Annotated in this window: 15 protein-coding genes; 5 read left to right on the plus strand and 10 right to left on the minus strand. The window is 37.3% G+C overall.

The window, feature by feature from the left end:
• Positions 1–78 precede the first annotated feature (78 nt).
• From BHECKSOX2_RS08950 to BHECKSOX2_RS08965, 4 genes are all read left to right on the plus strand, one after another.
• Entirely contained in the window at positions 79–1,017 is a 939-nt protein-coding gene (locus BHECKSOX2_RS08950) for an IS1595 family transposase (RefSeq protein WP_139683236.1), read from the plus strand.
• Positions 1,018–1,461: 444 nt separating this feature from the next.
• Entirely contained in the window at positions 1,462–2,352 is an 891-nt protein-coding gene (dapA, locus tag BHECKSOX2_RS08955) for a 4-hydroxy-tetrahydrodipicolinate synthase (RefSeq protein ID WP_139683290.1), read from the plus strand.
• Positions 2,352–3,485 (plus strand): outer membrane protein assembly factor BamC, encoded by a 1,134-nt coding sequence (bamC, locus tag BHECKSOX2_RS08960; protein WP_139683291.1) that lies wholly within the window; start codon positions 2,352–2,354, stop codon positions 3,483–3,485. The genes dapA and bamC overlap by 1 nt, the downstream gene beginning before the upstream one ends.
• Positions 3,486–3,491: 6 nt before the next feature.
• Entirely contained in the window at positions 3,492–5,390 is a 1,899-nt protein-coding gene (locus BHECKSOX2_RS08965; protein WP_139683292.1) for a helix-hairpin-helix domain-containing protein, read from the plus strand.
• On the opposite strand, the gene BHECKSOX2_RS08970 is transcribed toward BHECKSOX2_RS08965, so the two are convergent.
• The 9 genes from BHECKSOX2_RS08970 to BHECKSOX2_RS09010 all read right to left on the minus strand — a co-directional run bounded on the left by BHECKSOX2_RS08970 (position 5,391) and on the right by BHECKSOX2_RS09010 (position 16,356).
• Complete coding sequence (locus tag BHECKSOX2_RS08970) at positions 5,391–6,845, minus strand: molybdopterin oxidoreductase family protein (RefSeq protein WP_245391368.1); 1,455 nt, start codon at positions 6,843–6,845, stop codon at positions 5,391–5,393.
• Positions 6,842–8,542, minus strand: a complete 1,701-nt coding sequence (locus BHECKSOX2_RS08975; RefSeq protein WP_139683294.1) for a bifunctional protein-serine/threonine kinase/phosphatase — start codon at positions 8,540–8,542, stop codon at positions 6,842–6,844. The genes BHECKSOX2_RS08970 and BHECKSOX2_RS08975 overlap by 4 nt, the downstream gene beginning before the upstream one ends.
• Before the next feature lie 33 nt (positions 8,543–8,575).
• Positions 8,576–10,042, minus strand: coding sequence for an MFS transporter (locus BHECKSOX2_RS08980; RefSeq protein WP_139683295.1), 1,467 nt, complete (start codon positions 10,040–10,042; stop codon positions 8,576–8,578).
• 15 nt (positions 10,043–10,057) lie between these two features.
• The gene (gene nirB, locus BHECKSOX2_RS08985; RefSeq protein ID WP_139683296.1) at positions 10,058–12,439 is read right to left on the minus strand and encodes a nitrite reductase large subunit NirB; all 2,382 of its coding nucleotides are present in this window, start codon (positions 12,437–12,439) and stop codon (positions 10,058–10,060) included.
• Between the two features lie 374 nt (positions 12,440–12,813).
• Positions 12,814–13,284 carry a molybdopterin synthase catalytic subunit MoaE gene (gene moaE, locus BHECKSOX2_RS08990; RefSeq protein WP_090714587.1) on the minus strand — a complete coding sequence of 157 codons (471 nt, stop codon included), beginning with the start codon at positions 13,282–13,284 and terminating at the stop codon, positions 12,814–12,816.
• 53 nt (positions 13,285–13,337) lie between these two features.
• Positions 13,338–13,922, minus strand: a complete 585-nt coding sequence (locus BHECKSOX2_RS08995) for an ANTAR domain-containing response regulator (protein ID WP_090714589.1) — start codon at positions 13,920–13,922, stop codon at positions 13,338–13,340.
• 108 nt (positions 13,923–14,030) lie between these two features.
• A complete protein-coding gene (locus BHECKSOX2_RS09000) occupies positions 14,031–14,720 on the minus strand; it encodes a TorF family putative porin (RefSeq protein ID WP_090714592.1) in 690 nt (229 codons plus the stop codon).
• Between the two features lie 64 nt (positions 14,721–14,784).
• On the minus strand, positions 14,785–15,999 hold the full coding sequence (locus BHECKSOX2_RS09005; RefSeq protein WP_090714594.1) for an ammonium transporter family protein: 1,215 nt from the start codon (positions 15,997–15,999) through the stop codon (positions 14,785–14,787).
• A 9-nt stretch (positions 16,000–16,008) separates the two neighbouring features.
• Positions 16,009–16,356 (minus strand): P-II family nitrogen regulator, encoded by a 348-nt coding sequence (locus BHECKSOX2_RS09010; RefSeq protein ID WP_090714596.1) that lies wholly within the window; start codon positions 16,354–16,356, stop codon positions 16,009–16,011.
• 72 nt (positions 16,357–16,428) lie between these two features.
• Between BHECKSOX2_RS09010 and BHECKSOX2_RS09015 the strand changes: the two genes are divergently transcribed.
• Positions 16,429–16,662: a hypothetical protein gene (locus BHECKSOX2_RS09015; RefSeq protein ID WP_180323742.1), complete on the plus strand. Its 234-nt coding sequence runs from the start codon at positions 16,429–16,431 to the stop codon at positions 16,660–16,662.
• 178 nt (positions 16,663–16,840) lie between these two features.
• On the opposite strand, the gene BHECKSOX2_RS09020 is transcribed toward BHECKSOX2_RS09015, so the two are convergent.
• Positions 16,841–17,171 (minus strand): transposase (locus tag BHECKSOX2_RS09020; protein WP_139683383.1); only part of this gene is annotated, 331 nt, incomplete at its 5' end.

The following is a 17,171-nucleotide window of genomic DNA, read 5'->3' on the forward strand; positions in this document are numbered from 1 at the left end:
GGGAATAACTTACATTAATACCAAAACCACAACAAATACAATAAAATAGGCAACACTTACAACACTCATGGAGCAACAATGACCCAATACACAAACACCATCAGCACATTTGAACTATTAGAAAGGTTTCCAACCGAAGAATCTGCTCGCCTATATTTTGAACAAAAACTTTGGAACAACAAACCCAAATGTCCATCGTGTGCTAATCAAACACCCGCACAAGTTTATCATCATCCTTCACGCACTGGATTATATCGTTGCAAATGTTGTCAAACCCAATTCAGTATTCGTAGTAACACAGTGATGCATGCCAGCAAAATACCGTTAAGAAAATGGCTTTATGGTATGTATTTAGTTGTGACTGCTCGCAAGGGTATATCCAGTTACCAACTTGCAAAAGAACTGGGTATTACCCAAAAATCCTCATGGTTTATGGGGCACAGAATACGCAAGGCTTGCAAAAATAACGACGCTATTCTTTCTGGAATAATTGAAATGGATGAAACCTATATAGGCGGTAAAGAGAAAAACAAACACCAACATAAGAAAACTCAAGGCACACAAGGCAGAAGCACAAAAACCAAAACCCCTGTGGTTGGCATGCGCTCTCGTGGTGGCATGCTCGTTGCTGCCAAAATGGATAAAGTCAATAGTGCCAATATTCAGACTATGATTGATAAGCATGCTGATGCCAATGCCACGCTTTGCACTGATGAAGCAACAATATATAAAGGCATAGAGGGCTATAAACAGCTAATGGTCAATCATTCTGCTGGGCAGTATGTTAACGGTATTGTGCATACTAATGGCATTGAGAGTGTTTGGGCGTTATTAAAACGCGGTTATCATGGTGTATTTCATCATTTTTCAGATAAACATATCGGGCGTTATGTTGATGAGTTTGTTTTTAGGTTGAATGATGGCAATGTTAAACGATCGACACTGGATAGAATTGATTCAATTGTGTTTGGATTTAGTGGTAATAGACTGTCTTATAAGATGTTAGTATTAATGTAAGTTAGTCCCATTTTTTATAACCACAAAAGATTTCATGAAACATTGAAATATAAAAAACCAATGGATGTGTATCAAGAAAGTATAAAACTAAGTCGGGAAAAGAAGAAGGCTTCTTGAGGTTTGTTCTATAAGAAAATTTAAAAAGTTGTTTGAGATTTTGGGGTGGTGTAGATGTAAATAGACTATACATTGCAAAGATCTTATTTTCAAAAACGCCCACTCAAGCCCTAAGTGAAACTTTTACTTCTAAAAGAGAGCAAGATGCCATAAGTATCATTTACTTTTTTTAGCTCTAGCAAGAGGAGCCCGAATTATAAAACACCAAAAATGGTGTTTAAATCAGGTATTATTAACCAACAAAAAATTTGCACTCAGAATTTAAATTTAGGAATTAAAGCAAAAACCCACTAAATATTTAGTGGGTTTTTTATATATAATACTACAATGCGTATTGAACACCCTTTAACAGGCGCTATGGTCGCTCTAATCACTCCGATGCTTGAAGATGGCTCGGTGGATTTTGACGCACTTGCAAATTTGGTTGAGTTTCATATTAAGAGCGGCACTAAAGCCATTATTTCTATGGGAACAACGGGCGAGAGTGCAACACTTAATCAAGATGAACATATTGAAGTGATGCAAAAAACCATTGAGTTTGCCAAAGGACGCATTGCTATTATTGCAGGTACAGGCGCTAATTCTACTTCTGAGGCGATTGAGTTAACGCAAGCCGCCAAAGCCTTAGGTGCAAATGCTGCACTTTTAGTCACGCCTTATTACAATAAACCAACACAAGAAGGGCTGTATCAGCATTATAAGGCTATTGCTGAGGCAGTTGATATTGACCAAATTTTATATAATGTTCCGGGTAGAACTGCTGTAGATTTGTTGCCAGAAACGGCAATTCGCCTATCAGCGATTAGCAATATTATCGGCATCAAGGATGCAACAGGTCAATTATCAGTTGCACAAGAACTGATTGATGGTTGCCCAGAAAATTTCTTATTGTATAGTGGTGATGACGCCACAGCGGTCGAGTTTATTTTAATGGGCGGTCATGGCGGTATCTCAGTGAGCGCAAATGTAGCGCCAGCAGAGGTATCTAATGCTTATCAAGCGGCTTTTAATAAAGATAGAAAATTAGCCGAAACTATTGACGCAAACTTATATAATTTACATCAGCATTTATTTACTGAATCAAACCCAATTCCTGTTAAGTGGGCGATGTATAAAATGGGCAAATGTGACAGTGGAATTCGTTTGCCATTAACAAAATTATCACCTCAATATCAAATGGTATTGGAGCAAGATTTATCTAATTTAGGAGTTATATAATGATAAAAAAAATAACAATTACACTACTTGCATTTTCTTTAGCAAGTTGTTTCTCGTTTGGCGAAAAAGCAAAAAAAGCAAAAAGCAGTCTTGGTGAAAGAAATATTCAATACTATGCAAATAAAACAGTGACTTCTTTAGAGATTCCGCCTGACTTAACCAAGCCTGACTCACAAGAAGCCTTTAAGCTAAGTGAGTATGTTGCAAATATTCAAGAAGATACCATTGGTTTTTCTAAAGATGATGTTGCTAATAAAAAGGCAGCGAGTGTTACTGGCTCTGTAAAAGTTAAAGTTGAAAGATTGGGTCAAATTCGCTGGATAGTGGTTGATAAAAAAGTAGATGCAGTATGGAGTTTGGCAAAAAGTTTCTTTAAATCACATGGTTTTGCCATCAAGAGAAGTGATAAGAAAATTGGCGTTATGGAAACTGATTTTTTAGAAAATCACCCTGAAATCCCTGACCAATCAGTGGGTTTAATTCGTTCAATGCTGAAAAAAGCCATGAAGGCCAGGTACTCATTGGCAATTATTGATAAATACAGAGTCAGAATTGAACCTGTAGATGGTGGCAGAAAAACTGAAGTCCATTTCACTTTGAACTCAATGGAGGAAGTCATCACCAAAGCAGGCGGTGAAGATGAAAACACCATTTGGCAGGCTCGCCCTAAGGATCAATCGCTAGAAACTGAAATGCTTTATCGCTTTATGGTTTATCTTGGTAGCGATCATACAATTGCAAGGGAGCAAATTATTGATGTTAAAGGAAATCAAATAACAAAAGTAGAGATAGTGAAAGGCATAGGCGGTTATGCAAAACTTAAATTTGCTTTGGGCAAACATGAAACTTGGGAAAATGTTGGCTGGGCACTTGATGAGTTGAATATTGATGTTGAAGATAAAGACATAAAAGAAGGTAGTTTCTATGTGAATGTTGCCAAGGAAAAAGACAAAGGCATTCTTTCAAGCATTTTTGGTGATAATGCAATTAAAGAGTCCTATCAAATCATTGTTAGGCAAATTAGCAGTAATGCAGCTGAGGTAACTTTCAATGATTTATCTGAACAAAATAAACAAGAAACCATTGACTTTGGTTATGAACTCTTAAGCAATATCGCTAAACAATTTCAATAATCGCAGGTGGCGTTAGCACCAGCCATTAGAGATAAAATTGTCCGCCAAGAAATACTGGTAGATGAATTAAGCGACCAACAGTTAGCTGACTTTTGCATCGCACTCAATACTGCTTATCGTGATGGCAATCCAATGATCAGCGATAAAGATTACGATTTTGTTTATCTGCCAGCGCTCAAAAAAAGACTACCAGCGCATCCATTATTACAAGCAATAGAGCCAGAAGGTACGGGATTTTCTACTGACAAGGTTTTACTACCAGAGATAATGCTCTCTATTGATAAAGCCTATTCTCAAGAAGAAGTTGATAAATGGTTGGAGCGCATCAAAAAATCCGCTATTGAAATTGATTTTGATATTCGCACTATTCAAATTAAAGCCACACCTAAGTTGGATGGTTTTGCTGGTTATGACGATGGCATACGCCTTTATACGCGTGGCGATGGCAAAAAAGGTAGCGATATTAGTCGTGTGTTTGATAGAGGATTACAAGTCTATAAGAGTGCTGATCGCGGGCAAGGTGCAGGTGAGATTGTGGTTCAAAAAAGTTATTTTGAACAATATTTATCTGCAGATTTTGAATATCCACGCAATTTTCAAGCCAGTCTAATCAAGGAAAAGGCTTTAGATGAAAAAGCCGAGCAAGCGATAAAAAACAAAGCGGCATTATTTGTACCTTTTAACCAATTGCCACATTGGTTGGGTAATATGGATGATTTGAAAACCCAATTTGATATGGTTGTTCAGGATGCACTTAGCGAAGTAGATTTTGATGTGGATGGTGTGGTGTTTGAAATAACAAACGATGATTTAAAAACGCACATGGGCGCGAATAGAAAATTCCACCGTTGGCAAATTGCTTTTAAAGAAAATAAAGATAAAGCACAAGTTAAAGTTTTATCTGTTACCCCGCAAGTGGGTCGTACAGGTAAGATTACACCTGTGGCAGAATTAGAGCCTACACTGTTAAGTGGTGCAACTATTAACCGTGCTAGCGCGCATCATTACGGCTTAGTAAAAGAGCAAGGTTTAGGCACTGATAGTGTGATTGAATTGACGCGTTCTGGTTTGGTCATTCCTAAAATCAACAAAGTTTTAAAACCCACAGAGCCTAATATTCCAACTGTGTGTCCAAGTTGTGACAAAACATTACAATGGGAGTCTGATTTCTTAATATGTGTAAATCATAGCGAATGTCCAGCGCAGGTCATTGGAAAAATGGAATATTTTTTTAAAATATTGGGTAATAATGATGGATTTGGCGCCGCCACAATTAAAAAACTTTATAAAAATAATGTCCGTAAAATTTCAGAGATTTATACGCTGGCTCATAGCGATTTAACCAAGATGGGTTTTGGCAATAAAACCAGCGAAAATTTGATTGCTGAGCGTCATAAATCAATCACTGAGCAAATTGAAGATTGGCGTTTCTTAGCAGCCTTTGGTATTACTAGATTAGGCATGGGGAATTGTGAAAACTTACTTAGGTCTTGTTTGTTGAGTGATATTTTTGCATTGAGTTTAGAAAAAATAGCCAACATTGAAGGCTTCGCCGAATTAACAGCACAGGCTGTTGTAACAGGACTACAAGATGTTAAAAATGAGTTTAGCTTATTAAGTCAACACGGCTTTAATTTAGAAACCACCCCTTTGCAAAATGAGGGGGTAGAATTTACCCATATGCTGGCTGGCAAAAAAATTGTTTTTACTGGCAAAATGAGTGGTTCAAGGAGTGAAATGAAAAAGAATGCTAAATCTATTGGTATACAAGTGGTGGTTAGTGTAAGCGCTAAAACCGATTATTTGGTAATTGGCGAAAATGTAGGGCAAAAGAAAATTGAAGCTGCAGAAAAATTCGATGTAGAAGTATTAACTGAAGAAAATTATCTAACCATGATTGGGTGATTAACCCTTAAAACAAGGTTGTTTAGAGTGTTTATCCAATTCAACTTTTTTGTTTTTAAAAAATTCGGTATTAGTTGTATGATGAATTGACACTGTTTGGGGGTTTTTATTTGTCATATCATTCAAGGTTTTACTCTTACCAGTTCGTGACATTGAATGCCACTGCTCTAGCAATCGTCCATTATTGATAGACTTTCCATACGCTCTATCAACTTTTTCAAATTCTACAATCTTTTCACGAACCTGAATTCTTGGTGACCATGTTTCATCAATCTTCATCTCAAGCCAAATTTCTGCTGAATTTTTATAGTCAAAGCCTGACAAACCCAGTGATTTTGCAACAAGACAAATAATATTCCAATCTGGTTTTGACTCACCAGCAGGTGATAAAAAAGCATTTTGTTCTAAATATCGGCGTTCCGAGTTTTTTTGGTGTCCTGTTTTTTCAGACCAAGAACAGGCTGGCAATACAATATCTGCATCTTTAGTGGTTAAAGTTTCTGTGAAGTCTGAAACTATTAAGGTTTCAAATTTTCGATAATTAATCATACTGTGCGCTGGGTTTGTTGCCATAACCCACAGTGTTTTAATCTGATCGGTTGAGAAAAATTCAGTGGCCGTTAAATCTTTAGTTCTAATACCAATTTCTCTACCACCCATGGCATTGCTTTGTCCAGTTAGCGATAAAACACCACAACCTGGTTTATTAATATTACCAACCTTAATGTGTGCGTTAATAAGCGCATTGACCTTATCAGTTGCATCGGTTGATTGGGTTAGGCCCTGAGAATAGATGCTTAAAGTTTTTTTATTTTTAAACCATGGTTGGTTAACCAAATCATCAATTATTTCCATATCTCTGCCAGCTTCAACCTTGATAAATAAATCTGATTTTTTGGCTGTTGTTGTTTTATAGACATCTACACAAACAACAAAGGCCTTAGATTTTTTGACATAATTAAAAACAATAGGATGGCAATCTGCAGTATTACTGCCAATAATAAATATAGTTTCTGCAAGAAAAATATCATCATAAGAAACAGGCACAATATCTGCACCGTAAGCGCGTTTATTGGCTTCAACCGTTGAATACATACAAAGTCTAGAATTGCTCTCTATATTATTAATGCCATAAGACTCTGCAAATTTTTTAGCCACATATAAATCTTCCATTAACATCTGCCCAGATAAATATAATGCAATTTCATCTTTTTTATTTGAACGGAAAATATTTGCAATTGTTTTGATTGTCTCATCCCAAGTGCCAACAGAGGGTTTAAGCAGTCTATCATTATCTGTGCCAACAGTTTCTAATAAAGTTTGCCCTTTAATGCAAAGCATGCCTTTATTAACAGGCGAATCTTTATCTCCGATTAACTTTAATGTTGAATTAGAACGGCTGATTTTAATCTCGCAGCCAACGCCACAGTACGGACAGGTTGTTTTAAAACTCATTTGGTCACCAATAATAATAATAAAATAAAATTTAACGCAAACAATAACCCGAAATACAATCGATATTTTTTTAATTTAGCTTCTGGTTTTACAGGTTCTTCAATTTGCAAGAAGTTTGAATTTGGGTGTTCTAAATCATATAAAAATTCACTCAGCACTTCGTATCTGGAGGCGACATTCAAATGACAAGCTTTACGCACCGCGCCATCAATCCATATCGCTAGATTTGGATGGTGTATTAATATTGATTCGTAAGATAGCTTGGATAATTTTTGCGTGGTTAAGTTTTTATCTAATTTGTTTTGATAGGGAAGTTGCGAGGCAAATATCTCATACACAATTGCACCTAAACTAAATTGGTCTGATGCTTGAGAAGCCTTGCCATTCAAGATAACTTCTGGTGCGGTGTAGCCTTGTGTACCTTGATTATCCGTAACATCAACTGGACTGCTTAGTTCAACAACGCCAGCAATCCTTGTTGCGCCAAAATCAATCAGTTTGATTTGTCCAATTTTATCAATCATAATGTTTTCTGGTTTAAGGTCACAATGTAGCATTTCTTGACGGTGAAAGGCTCTCAAACCTTGGATAATTTGCTTAACAAAACTCACGACTATCTTGACATCAGGCTCTTTATTTTCATCCATCCATTGTCTGAGTGTTTGTCCTTTGATGTATTCCATCGCATAGGCTAAGAAGCTGGCTTTTTCATTGCTGTTATGAATTTTCACCACATTGGAGCTTTGTATTCGCTGCCCTGCCCATTGCTCATACATGAAATGTTTCAAATATTGAGGGTCATCTTCAAAATTAATTGAGGGTGTTTTTAGCACAACTGATTGTTTGGTATTAATATCTCTGGCCAAATACAATTGCACCTTAGAGCTTGAAACAAGGAGCGACTCTATTTCAAAACCATTAATTTTCATACCTTTGTCTAGATCTGGCGGTACAGGTCGTTCAGTGAGTTCATCAAAAGCCTCATCTATATTCTTCTTTGGTAGTTGCTCAATCTTCACAATCATTGCTGAGATGTTGTCGCTACTATCTGCATCTAGTGCCTTGCCAACAATATCATTTGTTGTTGATGCTACACTCATTAAATTTTGCAACGAAGTATCATTCAAATAATCATGCACCCCATCTGTGGTCATCAAAAATTGATCATTAACTTCAAGGTTAAAAGTTTGATAATCAACATTCACTCTAAGGTCAAACCCCATGGCTCTTGATAGGTAAGTTTTTTCTTTGTTTAGATTTAAAACATGGTCCTTTGTTAGTTGTGTCAATAGACCTTGACGATAGCGATAAATTCTAGAGTCGCCTATATGAAAAATATGCGCAGTATTAGATTTAATGATTATCACACTCAATGTAGATAACATTGATGAGATTTCATCGTTGCGCATTGATTGAGAATACAACCAATTATTTAGTGCTGAGATAACCTTTGTTGCCGAGTGCTCTACACGCCAAGAATCGGGTGTAGAGTAATAATCACTAAGAAAACTATTAACGCAGCAACTACTTGCCTCAGCCGCTCGCTCACAAGCACTCACACCATCGGCAATAACGCTGGTAATACCTTTGTATTCTAAGGCTTGTTTGTCAGGTATATGATAGGCACAAGCATCCTGATTCTCAGGCTTGGTACCTGCAATAGAATGTGAATTTACACTAACTTTAAGTTGCTGCATATCTGGAAATTTACGGGGTTAATATCATGGTATCTAGTTAAGTTTGATAATTTCAACCGTGCCATCATCTAATATTTCAGTCATATAACCTTTCGGCTCTTCCAAGAATACTACAATTAATACCAATACAATTGTACTAACTGTACCAATTAACATAAAGAATTGGTCATAGTCCACCAAAGAATTGAGCGTTAAAAACATTACCGCACCTACATTACCAAAAGCACCAGCCATACCAGCAATTTGTCCAGTTAATCGTCTTTGAATGAGTGGCACCATAGCAAATACCGCCCCTGATCCTGCTTTAGAGAATATACCACCAACAATCGTTAATAAGACTACCAAATAAATTGACCAACTTTTATCAACATTGCCTAATGCTAGAAAACTTAAACTGATGCCAAAAAAAACTATCATTAGAGTCAGCTTCCTACCGTATTTATCACTTAGATAGCCTCCACATGGTCGAGCGAATAAATTGATAAATGGATATACGCCCGCTAACAGTGCAGCGGTAATTTTAGGCAGTTCAAACCAATCAACATAAAACATTGCCAATATAGAAACAACTGCCAATTCAGTACCAAAAGTAACCAAGTATGCCCAATCAAGAATGGCAACTTGCTTAAATTTATATTGATGTTGCCTTGGTACGCCCTGAGCTAAATGTTGGGCATTAATATGCCATGTTTTAAAGACTTGCAATACAAATATTACAGTCAATACACAGTATATAACATCTTCTATCGTTGATGAAATCATTGCCATATTGGCGGGTGACAACTTCCATGTTAGCAATGATAAAGCAAGATATAGGGGGATATTCATTACAATATAGAGTGCTAAGTCTAAATAACTACTCACTTCCATAGCGCCTGATTTTTTTGGCTTGAAATAAGTAGAGCCCTTAGGCGTATTGCTAACATTGAAATAATAAAAAACACCATACAAGATTGCCAAAACACTCGCAATGGTGATGGCGTAACGCCAGCCATTAACATCGCCAAAACTACTTGCAATAAAAGGTAGGCAGAACGCTGCTCCCGCAGAACCAAAATTACCCCAACCGCCATAAATGCCTTGTGCGATACCGGTTTGTTTGGCTGGAAACCATTCGGATATCATGCGAATACCCACCACGAAACCAGCACCAATAAAGCCCGACAAAAATCTCAATAGTGCCAATTGCTCGTATGATTGCATCCAGCTAAATGCGATTGAGATTAAGCCACCTAAAATTAATATGGCTGAAAATAGTATTTTAGGGCCTAACTTGTCAACCAACATTCCCACAATAATTCTTGCTGGGATGGTCATTGCCACATTCAGAATTAGCAATACCTTTGCTTGTTGCTCAGTGAGTGACAAAGCCTCTTGGATAAAGGGCATCATTGGTCCAAGGCCCAACCACACCACAAAGGTCATAAAGAAAGCAAACCAAGTCAGATGTAGAATCCGATATTTGCCCTTAAATGAAAATAGATTTAATTTATCTTCCATAATAGTATCCTTGCATTAAGCTGATTTTCTATGATCTGTTGTTTTCCACGGATTTGGAACAGTCTTAGGCAATGCATTTGCCCATTGCTTAATTTTTTCTGCTGTGCTCAGTTTTGATTGAATATAATCCAAACCAACACGTTCTTCAAAGTGCATGACACGCTCAAGATAATTACCCTCTGTTCGATATAACTGTACAAAGGCTCTCAGGTATTCAATCACTTCATCTTCGGTTTCAAAGAAACGATCTTTTAAGCAAGCTTTTGTTCTAATGCCACAAGCACCAGCTACATGGATTTCATAACCTTTTTCGGTACAAATCACACCAAAATCTTTAATCGTTACTTCAGCACAATTGCGCGGACAACCACTAACACCCATCTTGAACTTATGTGGCATAAAGTGTGACCAAACTGCGTCTTCCATCTTGATAGATAGCCCCATTGAGTCTTGCGTGCCCATCATGCAATGATCGGTGCCCACACAAGATTTACAAGTTCTAGTTGCTTTACCATAAGCGTAACCTGATTCCATACCTGCCGCTGCAATTTCATCCCACATATCGTTTAAATTTTCTTTAGGAATACCTAACAAATCAATGCGTTGCCCTCCTGTCACTTTAACAGTGGGCACTTCATATTTCACGGCAATTTCTGCCAACGATTTAAGTTCTGCTGGTGTTGTCAATCCACCCTGCATTTGTGGAATAATAGAATAAGTACCATCTCTTTGTTTATTAGCGTGCATCATTTCATTGTGTGGACGCTCTACATCATTATGCACATACGCCTCATTAAATTGTGACGACAAATAATAATTAATTGCCGCACCACAGGCTTCACAAGTACTGGTGAAATCTAATGCCAAACGCACTTCATCAATGGTTTTAACGGCATTCAACCCCCTAACATATTCACGCACTTCTGCGGTTGAAAAGCCAGTGCAATCACACAGTGTTTCCTTGCTCACCAATTCTGCACCTGATACAAAACTAAAAATTTGCTTTGCCACTGACCCACAACCACCGCATCCTGTTGCACAACCTGTTTCTTCTTGCATGGCTTCAAAAGTATCACAGCCATCTGTTACTGCATTCACAATATCGCCTTTGGTAACGCCCATGCAACCACATACTTGCTCATCATCTGCCATTTTTTCAACACCCGATGCGCCAGCACTAGACTCGTCAATACCAATATCACCAAATAATAAAGTCTTGCGAATATCGGTAATATCTGTTTCTTTCTTAATTAAATCAAAGTAAAAAAGTCCATCTGTAGAATCACCAAACAATACCGCGCCGACTAATTTATTATCACGAATAGAAAGTCGTTTTCGCGTATTTAATGCATGGTCTTTAGAGCACATAATTTCATCCTCCTCATTGTCAAACTCACCTGCTGAGAAAACATCAACACCTGAAATCTTGAGCTTGGTAGAGATATCTGAGCCTGTATACATATGATGAGACACCTCACACACTTGCTCGGCACACACGCGTGCTTGTTCGAAAAGAGGCGCCACCAAACCATACGACATACCTCGGTGTTTAATACACTCGCCTACTGAATAAATAGCAGGGTCTGAAGTCATCATTGTGTCATTCACAACAATACCTCTGTCTGTTTGCAAACCAATGTGCTTAGCCAAAGTATCATTGGGAACAATACCAACAGACATAACCACCATATCCGTTTCCAGTGTTGTTCCATCTTCAAATGCCAACGATTCAACCTTGTCCTTACCAATAATTTTGGTGGTTATTGCCCCCAATTTAAAATGAATATTTTTTTGCTCCAATACTTTTTGCAATAAATGCCCAGATGAGGCATCTAATTGCATATTCATAATAGAATCCATATTACCAATAACTGTTACTTTAAAGCCCAATTCATTCAACCCATTGGCCGCTTCAAGTCCCAGCAAACCCGTGCCAATAACAGCCACTTTTTTAGATTTTCCAGCCTCTGATTGCATATATTCAACATCGTAAATATCTCTAAATGAAACCACACCCGCTAATTCCTTGCCAGGCAATGGCAGAATAAATGGTGTTGAACCCGTGCAAATCACCAAACGGTCATAATCCAGAGACTCAGAGTCAGTTTTACCAATTTCTGTTACTGACACAGTTTTAGCTTTTCTATTAATAGCTGTTACTTCAAAACCAGGCTTAAAAATAAGATTATTTTGTGCGAAATAAGCCTCATCATGTGTTCTGATTTCATCAAAATCTTTTTCGCCAGCTAAAACTGGAGAAAGCATAATTCTGTTATAGGGCAATACTGTTTCCGCACCAATAATAGTGATTTGATACATAAGCGGGTCTATTTTTAAAACCTCATCTACCACTTTCATAGCACTCATTCCTGAGCCAACTATAACCAATTTTTTCATGATATTTCCTTTTATTTATTTACACAATTTATGCTTTGAACATAAAAAAAGCCAGTTAGAAAAATGTGCATATGACATTTTCTAACTGGCTTCAATGCTCTATGGTTAAATTCAACTTTGAATTGACCAAAAAAAACGCTTATCGTGTTTCATTAAAATAGAAACCCAAATAAACGTCAATGTTTTTTTTGTTGCCCATCATTGGGTAACAGAACGCAGATTATACCAAAAATACAATCGTTGTGTCTATCATTATTTTAAAACTAATATTATAAAACTCCAACAATCTAAGTAATTTTTTAGCGCAAGGTTATCGTAAGCTCAAAACAATTAGACACAAGAGCTTGACTTCTCAGATTACACAAAACCATTTATCAATCTGAATTTTCCTGAGGATTTTGATGCTGTTTAATTCTATCTTGGTCGCTATCCTTAGCCTCGACCCACTTACCGCCCTCTTTACTAACTTCTTTTTTCCAAAAAGGCGCTTGTGTTTTTAGATAATCCATAATAAATTCACAGGCATCAAAGGCATTTTTACGGTGTTTACTGGTGGTAACAACCAATACAATTTGGTCATTAACAGCTAAATCCCCTACTCGGTGAATAATAGTTATATTGCCTATAGACCATTGGTTTCTAGCTTTATCAACAATAGATTGCAAGGCTTTTTCAGTCATTCCAGGATAATGCTCAAGCGTCATTTTTTGAATTGGCGTATCATTCAAATCACGCACTAGACCAACAAAAGATACCACTGCACCGATATTACCATCATTAGCTTGAGCTAAAGCAACTTCAGTTGATAGATCAAAGTCTTTTTCTTGGACAACAATTTTGTTCATGGCCTTTATTATATTGCCATATAGCTGCTATTATTTGGTTTTTTACAGTTAAGTTAATCTAACAACTCGAAGGCATTAATGACGCTTTCGGCGACATCAACAATACGCTTATTTTTATCCATTGCCATCTTACGCAAGGATTGATAAGCCTCATCTTCGCTAATATCCTTACGCCGCATCAACAAACCCTTGGCTTTTTCAACTACTTTACGCTCTGAAAGTTGATTGCGTGTTGCATCTAGCTCATCCTTGAGCGCCTGAAATTCTCTAAATCGAGCCATTGCCACATCAATAATTGGCTGCACGCGATTCTCTTCAAGCCCATCAACAATATAAGCATTCACACCTGATTTAATAGCAGAACTTGCCATCTCAGAATTTGATTCTTCAGCAAACATCACAATCGGCTTTGGCTTAGTTTTATTCACATCGGTTAAATTTGCAAATACTTCCTCATCAGGGATATCAGCATTCACAATCACCACATCTGCATGGGTCATTTCGTTGCTATTTTGCAAATTGGCACTACTGTCCATACGGCAAATCACCTCATGCCCTTTGTCTTGCAAAGCACGACGCAACATTGCCGAACGACCCGTGTTCTCATCAACAAGAATAATTTTAAGTGCTGTATTCATAAACGAACAATTATATAGGACTTAGAATCATCTATTGTGTTTTTGTCTCACTCATAAAAAAACCCCCAAAAGATGGGGGCTAAAATTCATACGAATTTTAAGGGGTCGCTAGAAAGATTTACTAATACTAAACATTGTGTTTTTTTCATTAAGCGTATTATAAGCAGCAGAGTTATCACTATCCTTAACCTTGGCAAAACCCAAGGCATAGTCTAAGCCATCATAGGATTTACCAAGGCTAACCCCATACACCTTATAATCACTACTATCGCCTTTCACTGCTTCAGAATATTTACCAGCAGTTAACGATATATCTATATCATTAATACTAGTACCGTAACTGACTTCAATATAATCACCTACTTCAAGAGTTTTCTTACCACTACCTTTATAATAAGTTAAACCAAAATCACCATAAGACGCACCAACATAGGCTTCATCAAAGTTTAAACGATTGCCAGTAGCATCTTTTGAATAACGATAGGTGATGTAACCAACTTCATAACCAATATCCCCTACCTCACCTGAATAAGATCCATAATAATCAAACTCAGATCCATCTGCAATATTAGAACCCCAAATCCCTAATGCAAAGCCGTTGCCCGCATCCCAATCAAGCCCACCTTGGATGGTTTTCTTATCATCAGATTGAGTCTTACCACGCCACACATAATCATTGGCAATAGTTATATTAGCACTAACTGCTGATTGTTTTTCTTCTTCAGTAGCAAATGACACTGAGCTAAAAGTTGAACTTAGACATAATGCCAATAATAGTTTTTTTGTATTGTTTTTCATTTTTATTTCCTTAATTTATATATTTTTAATAATGCCAAAAACAAAATGCTTTTGACTGGTTTTATTATTTAATCGTAAACTCTGGATAAGCGTGCAATCCACACTCTGAAACATCCACGCCTTCGGCTTCTTCTTGCTCTGAAACTCGAACACCCATCACAGCTTTAATCACCAACCAAAGTGCCAGTGATGCACCGAATACCCAAACAAAGATTGTTAAAGCACCGAGTAACTGCCCTGTGAAAGACGCATCTGTATTGGTTAATGGCACTGCTAATAAACCCCATATTCCAACAACACCGTGCACAGAAATCGCACCGACTGGGTCATCAATCTTAAATACTTTGTCTAAAATTGAAATTGAGAATACCACCAAAATACCACCAACACCACCAATTAAAGCTGCACCCAAAGCACTTGGTGTGTCAGGTCCTGCAGTAATAGCAACCAAACCTGCTAATGCACCATTAAGTGCCATCGTTAGGTCAGCCTTACCCCATAGTAGTTTCACTAACAAAAGTGCAGTAATCACGCCGCCAGCTGCAGCTGCGTTAGTATTTAAAAACACCATCGCAACAGCATTGGCACTTTCTTTGCTTGCCAAAGCTAATACTGAACCACCATTAAAACCAAACCAGCCCATCCATAAAATAAATGTACCCAGTGTAGCAAGTGGCATATTTGCACCCATAATTGCATTTGATGAACCATCTTTATTGTATTTTCCACGACGAGCGCCTAAGACTAGCACGCCTGCTAAAGCCGCTGCTGCGCCAGCCATATGCACAATGCCTGAGCCTGCGAAGTCCGCAAAGCCGTAATCAGCCAATTTAAATAATCCAAATACTGCCTCGCCACCCCAAGTCCAAGCGCCCTCTAATGGGTAAATAACGGCAGTAAACACCAATGCAAAGGCAAAGAATGAAAACAATTTCATTCGCTCAGCTACTGCACCAGAAACAATTGACATCGCTGTTGCGACAAATACAACTTGAAAGAAAAAATCTGCTGCATTTGAGTATGTATCACCTTGTCCACTAATACCGTCCAACATAACGCCACCACCGTACATTAAATCATAGCCATAGACCATATAAGTCGTGCAAGCAATCGCAAACAAACCGATATTCTTAGTTAAGATTTCAGTGGTATTCTTAGCTCTAACCATCCCTGCTTCTAACATTGAGAAGCCTGCTGCCATCCACATTACTAATGCACCCATCACTAAAAAGTAAAAAGTATCAATGGCAAATTGCATTTCTAAAATTGTATTTTCCATTATTGCCTCCTAAAGTGCATCTGTATCGGTTTCACCCGTTCTAACACGAACAACTTTTTCCAGATTATTAACAAAAATCTTACCATCACCAATTTTTCCTTCACCATCAGATTTCGCTGCTGTACTTATGACTCCAATCACACTGTCAACCTGGTCTGCACCAATCGCAATCTCTAACTTAACTTTTGGCAAAAAATCTACCGTATATTCAGCACCACGATAAAGTTCTGTGTGTCCTTTTTGACGCCCAAAACCTTTAACCTCTGTGGCTGTAATCCCTGAAATACCTATTTCATGTAGAGCTTCTCTAACTTCATCAAGCTTAAAGGGCTTGATAATTGCTGTGACCATTTTCATTTAAGTTTCTCCGTTCAACACTTTTATAATCTTATAAACAAAAAAAGCCAGCAGTCACATCCGCATAAAACTATGCAAATTCAACTACTGGCTTCTATACCTTTTTTCCAGTTCTACCTTGAAACTGGCGAAAAAAAACGCTTACTTAAACTCCTTAATTATAAAAAAGTCCAAATAAACGCCGATGTTCTGTGCCAAATTCCACCTTTGGAATCAACTGCTGTAGATTATATACTAAAAAATTCTACTACACAAGGTTTTTTCAAAAATATTTCTCTACTACTCATACAATTCAAACGCCTTTAGCAATCAATTATATTATTTGAGACTTTTGCATAACTCATAATTCTCCACCCTAATTTCAATTTTTAGATTTTTTCAAAAATATTTTCAAAACTACCTGTATTTTTTCATAAAGTCCAAAAAAAACCTTATTTTCCCAGCTGTTTATTGCTTTATTTCCCTATTTTTAGTCCTCTCCCACTCATTGGGCGTAACAATCCCCTAGACTTCGCATTTGTTTAAAAATATTCATCCCAGTTTTAAGATTGTAACTCATAACAATAAGTTGCGCTCTAGTTTTGTTTCTTTCTAATCCAAGGTATCTTGCCTTGGCTAATCCATGATGTTGTTTGAGTAAGCCAAAAGTGCGTTCAACAATATAGCGAATGGATGATCGTTGTTTATTCTCTTGTTTTTGCCTGTCTGTAAGTGGTGTATTTCTGTAAGCCCTGTGTAGAACTTTGTTATTTTGTTTACCAAGTTTTTCATCGTTTTTCTTGTTAGCATAAGCACTATCGGCATAAACTTCACCA

This window comes from thiotrophic endosymbiont of Bathymodiolus puteoserpentis (Logatchev), from assembly GCF_900127505.1.
Classification (GTDB): Bacteria; Pseudomonadota; Gammaproteobacteria; order PS1; family Pseudothioglobaceae; genus Thiodubiliella.

Excerpts from the sequence above, each read along its gene's own strand:
- BHECKSOX2_RS08980 (WP_139683295.1), bottom strand. The coding sequence starts at position 10,042 with ATGGAAGATAAATTAAATCTATTTTCATTTAAGGGCAAATATCGGATT.
- BHECKSOX2_RS09010 (WP_090714596.1), bottom strand. The coding sequence starts at position 16,356 with ATGAAAATGGTCACAGCAATTATCAAGCCCTTTAAGCTTGATGAAGTT.
- moaE (WP_090714587.1), bottom strand. The coding sequence starts at position 13,284 with ATGAACAAAATTGTTGTCCAAGAAAAAGACTTTGATCTATCAACTGAA.
- BHECKSOX2_RS08975 (WP_139683294.1), bottom strand. The coding sequence starts at position 8,542 with ATGCAGCAACTTAAAGTTAGTGTAAATTCACATTCTATTGCAGGTACC.
- dapA (WP_139683290.1), top strand. The coding sequence starts at position 1,462 with ATGCGTATTGAACACCCTTTAACAGGCGCTATGGTCGCTCTAATCACT.
- nirB (WP_139683296.1), bottom strand. The coding sequence starts at position 12,439 with ATGAAAAAATTGGTTATAGTTGGCTCAGGAATGAGTGCTATGAAAGTG.
- BHECKSOX2_RS08950 (WP_139683236.1), top strand. The coding sequence starts at position 79 with ATGACCCAATACACAAACACCATCAGCACATTTGAACTATTAGAAAGG.
- bamC (WP_139683291.1), top strand. The coding sequence starts at position 2,352 with ATGATAAAAAAAATAACAATTACACTACTTGCATTTTCTTTAGCAAGT.
- BHECKSOX2_RS09015 (WP_180323742.1), top strand. The coding sequence starts at position 16,429 with ATGCAAATTCAACTACTGGCTTCTATACCTTTTTTCCAGTTCTACCTT.
- BHECKSOX2_RS08970 (WP_245391368.1), bottom strand. The coding sequence starts at position 6,845 with ATGAGTTTTAAAACAACCTGTCCGTACTGTGGCGTTGGCTGCGAGATT.
- BHECKSOX2_RS09005 (WP_090714594.1), bottom strand. The coding sequence starts at position 15,999 with ATGGAAAATACAATTTTAGAAATGCAATTTGCCATTGATACTTTTTAC.
- BHECKSOX2_RS09000 (WP_090714592.1), bottom strand. The coding sequence starts at position 14,720 with ATGAAAAACAATACAAAAAAACTATTATTGGCATTATGTCTAAGTTCA.
- BHECKSOX2_RS08995 (WP_090714589.1), bottom strand. The coding sequence starts at position 13,922 with ATGAATACAGCACTTAAAATTATTCTTGTTGATGAGAACACGGGTCGT.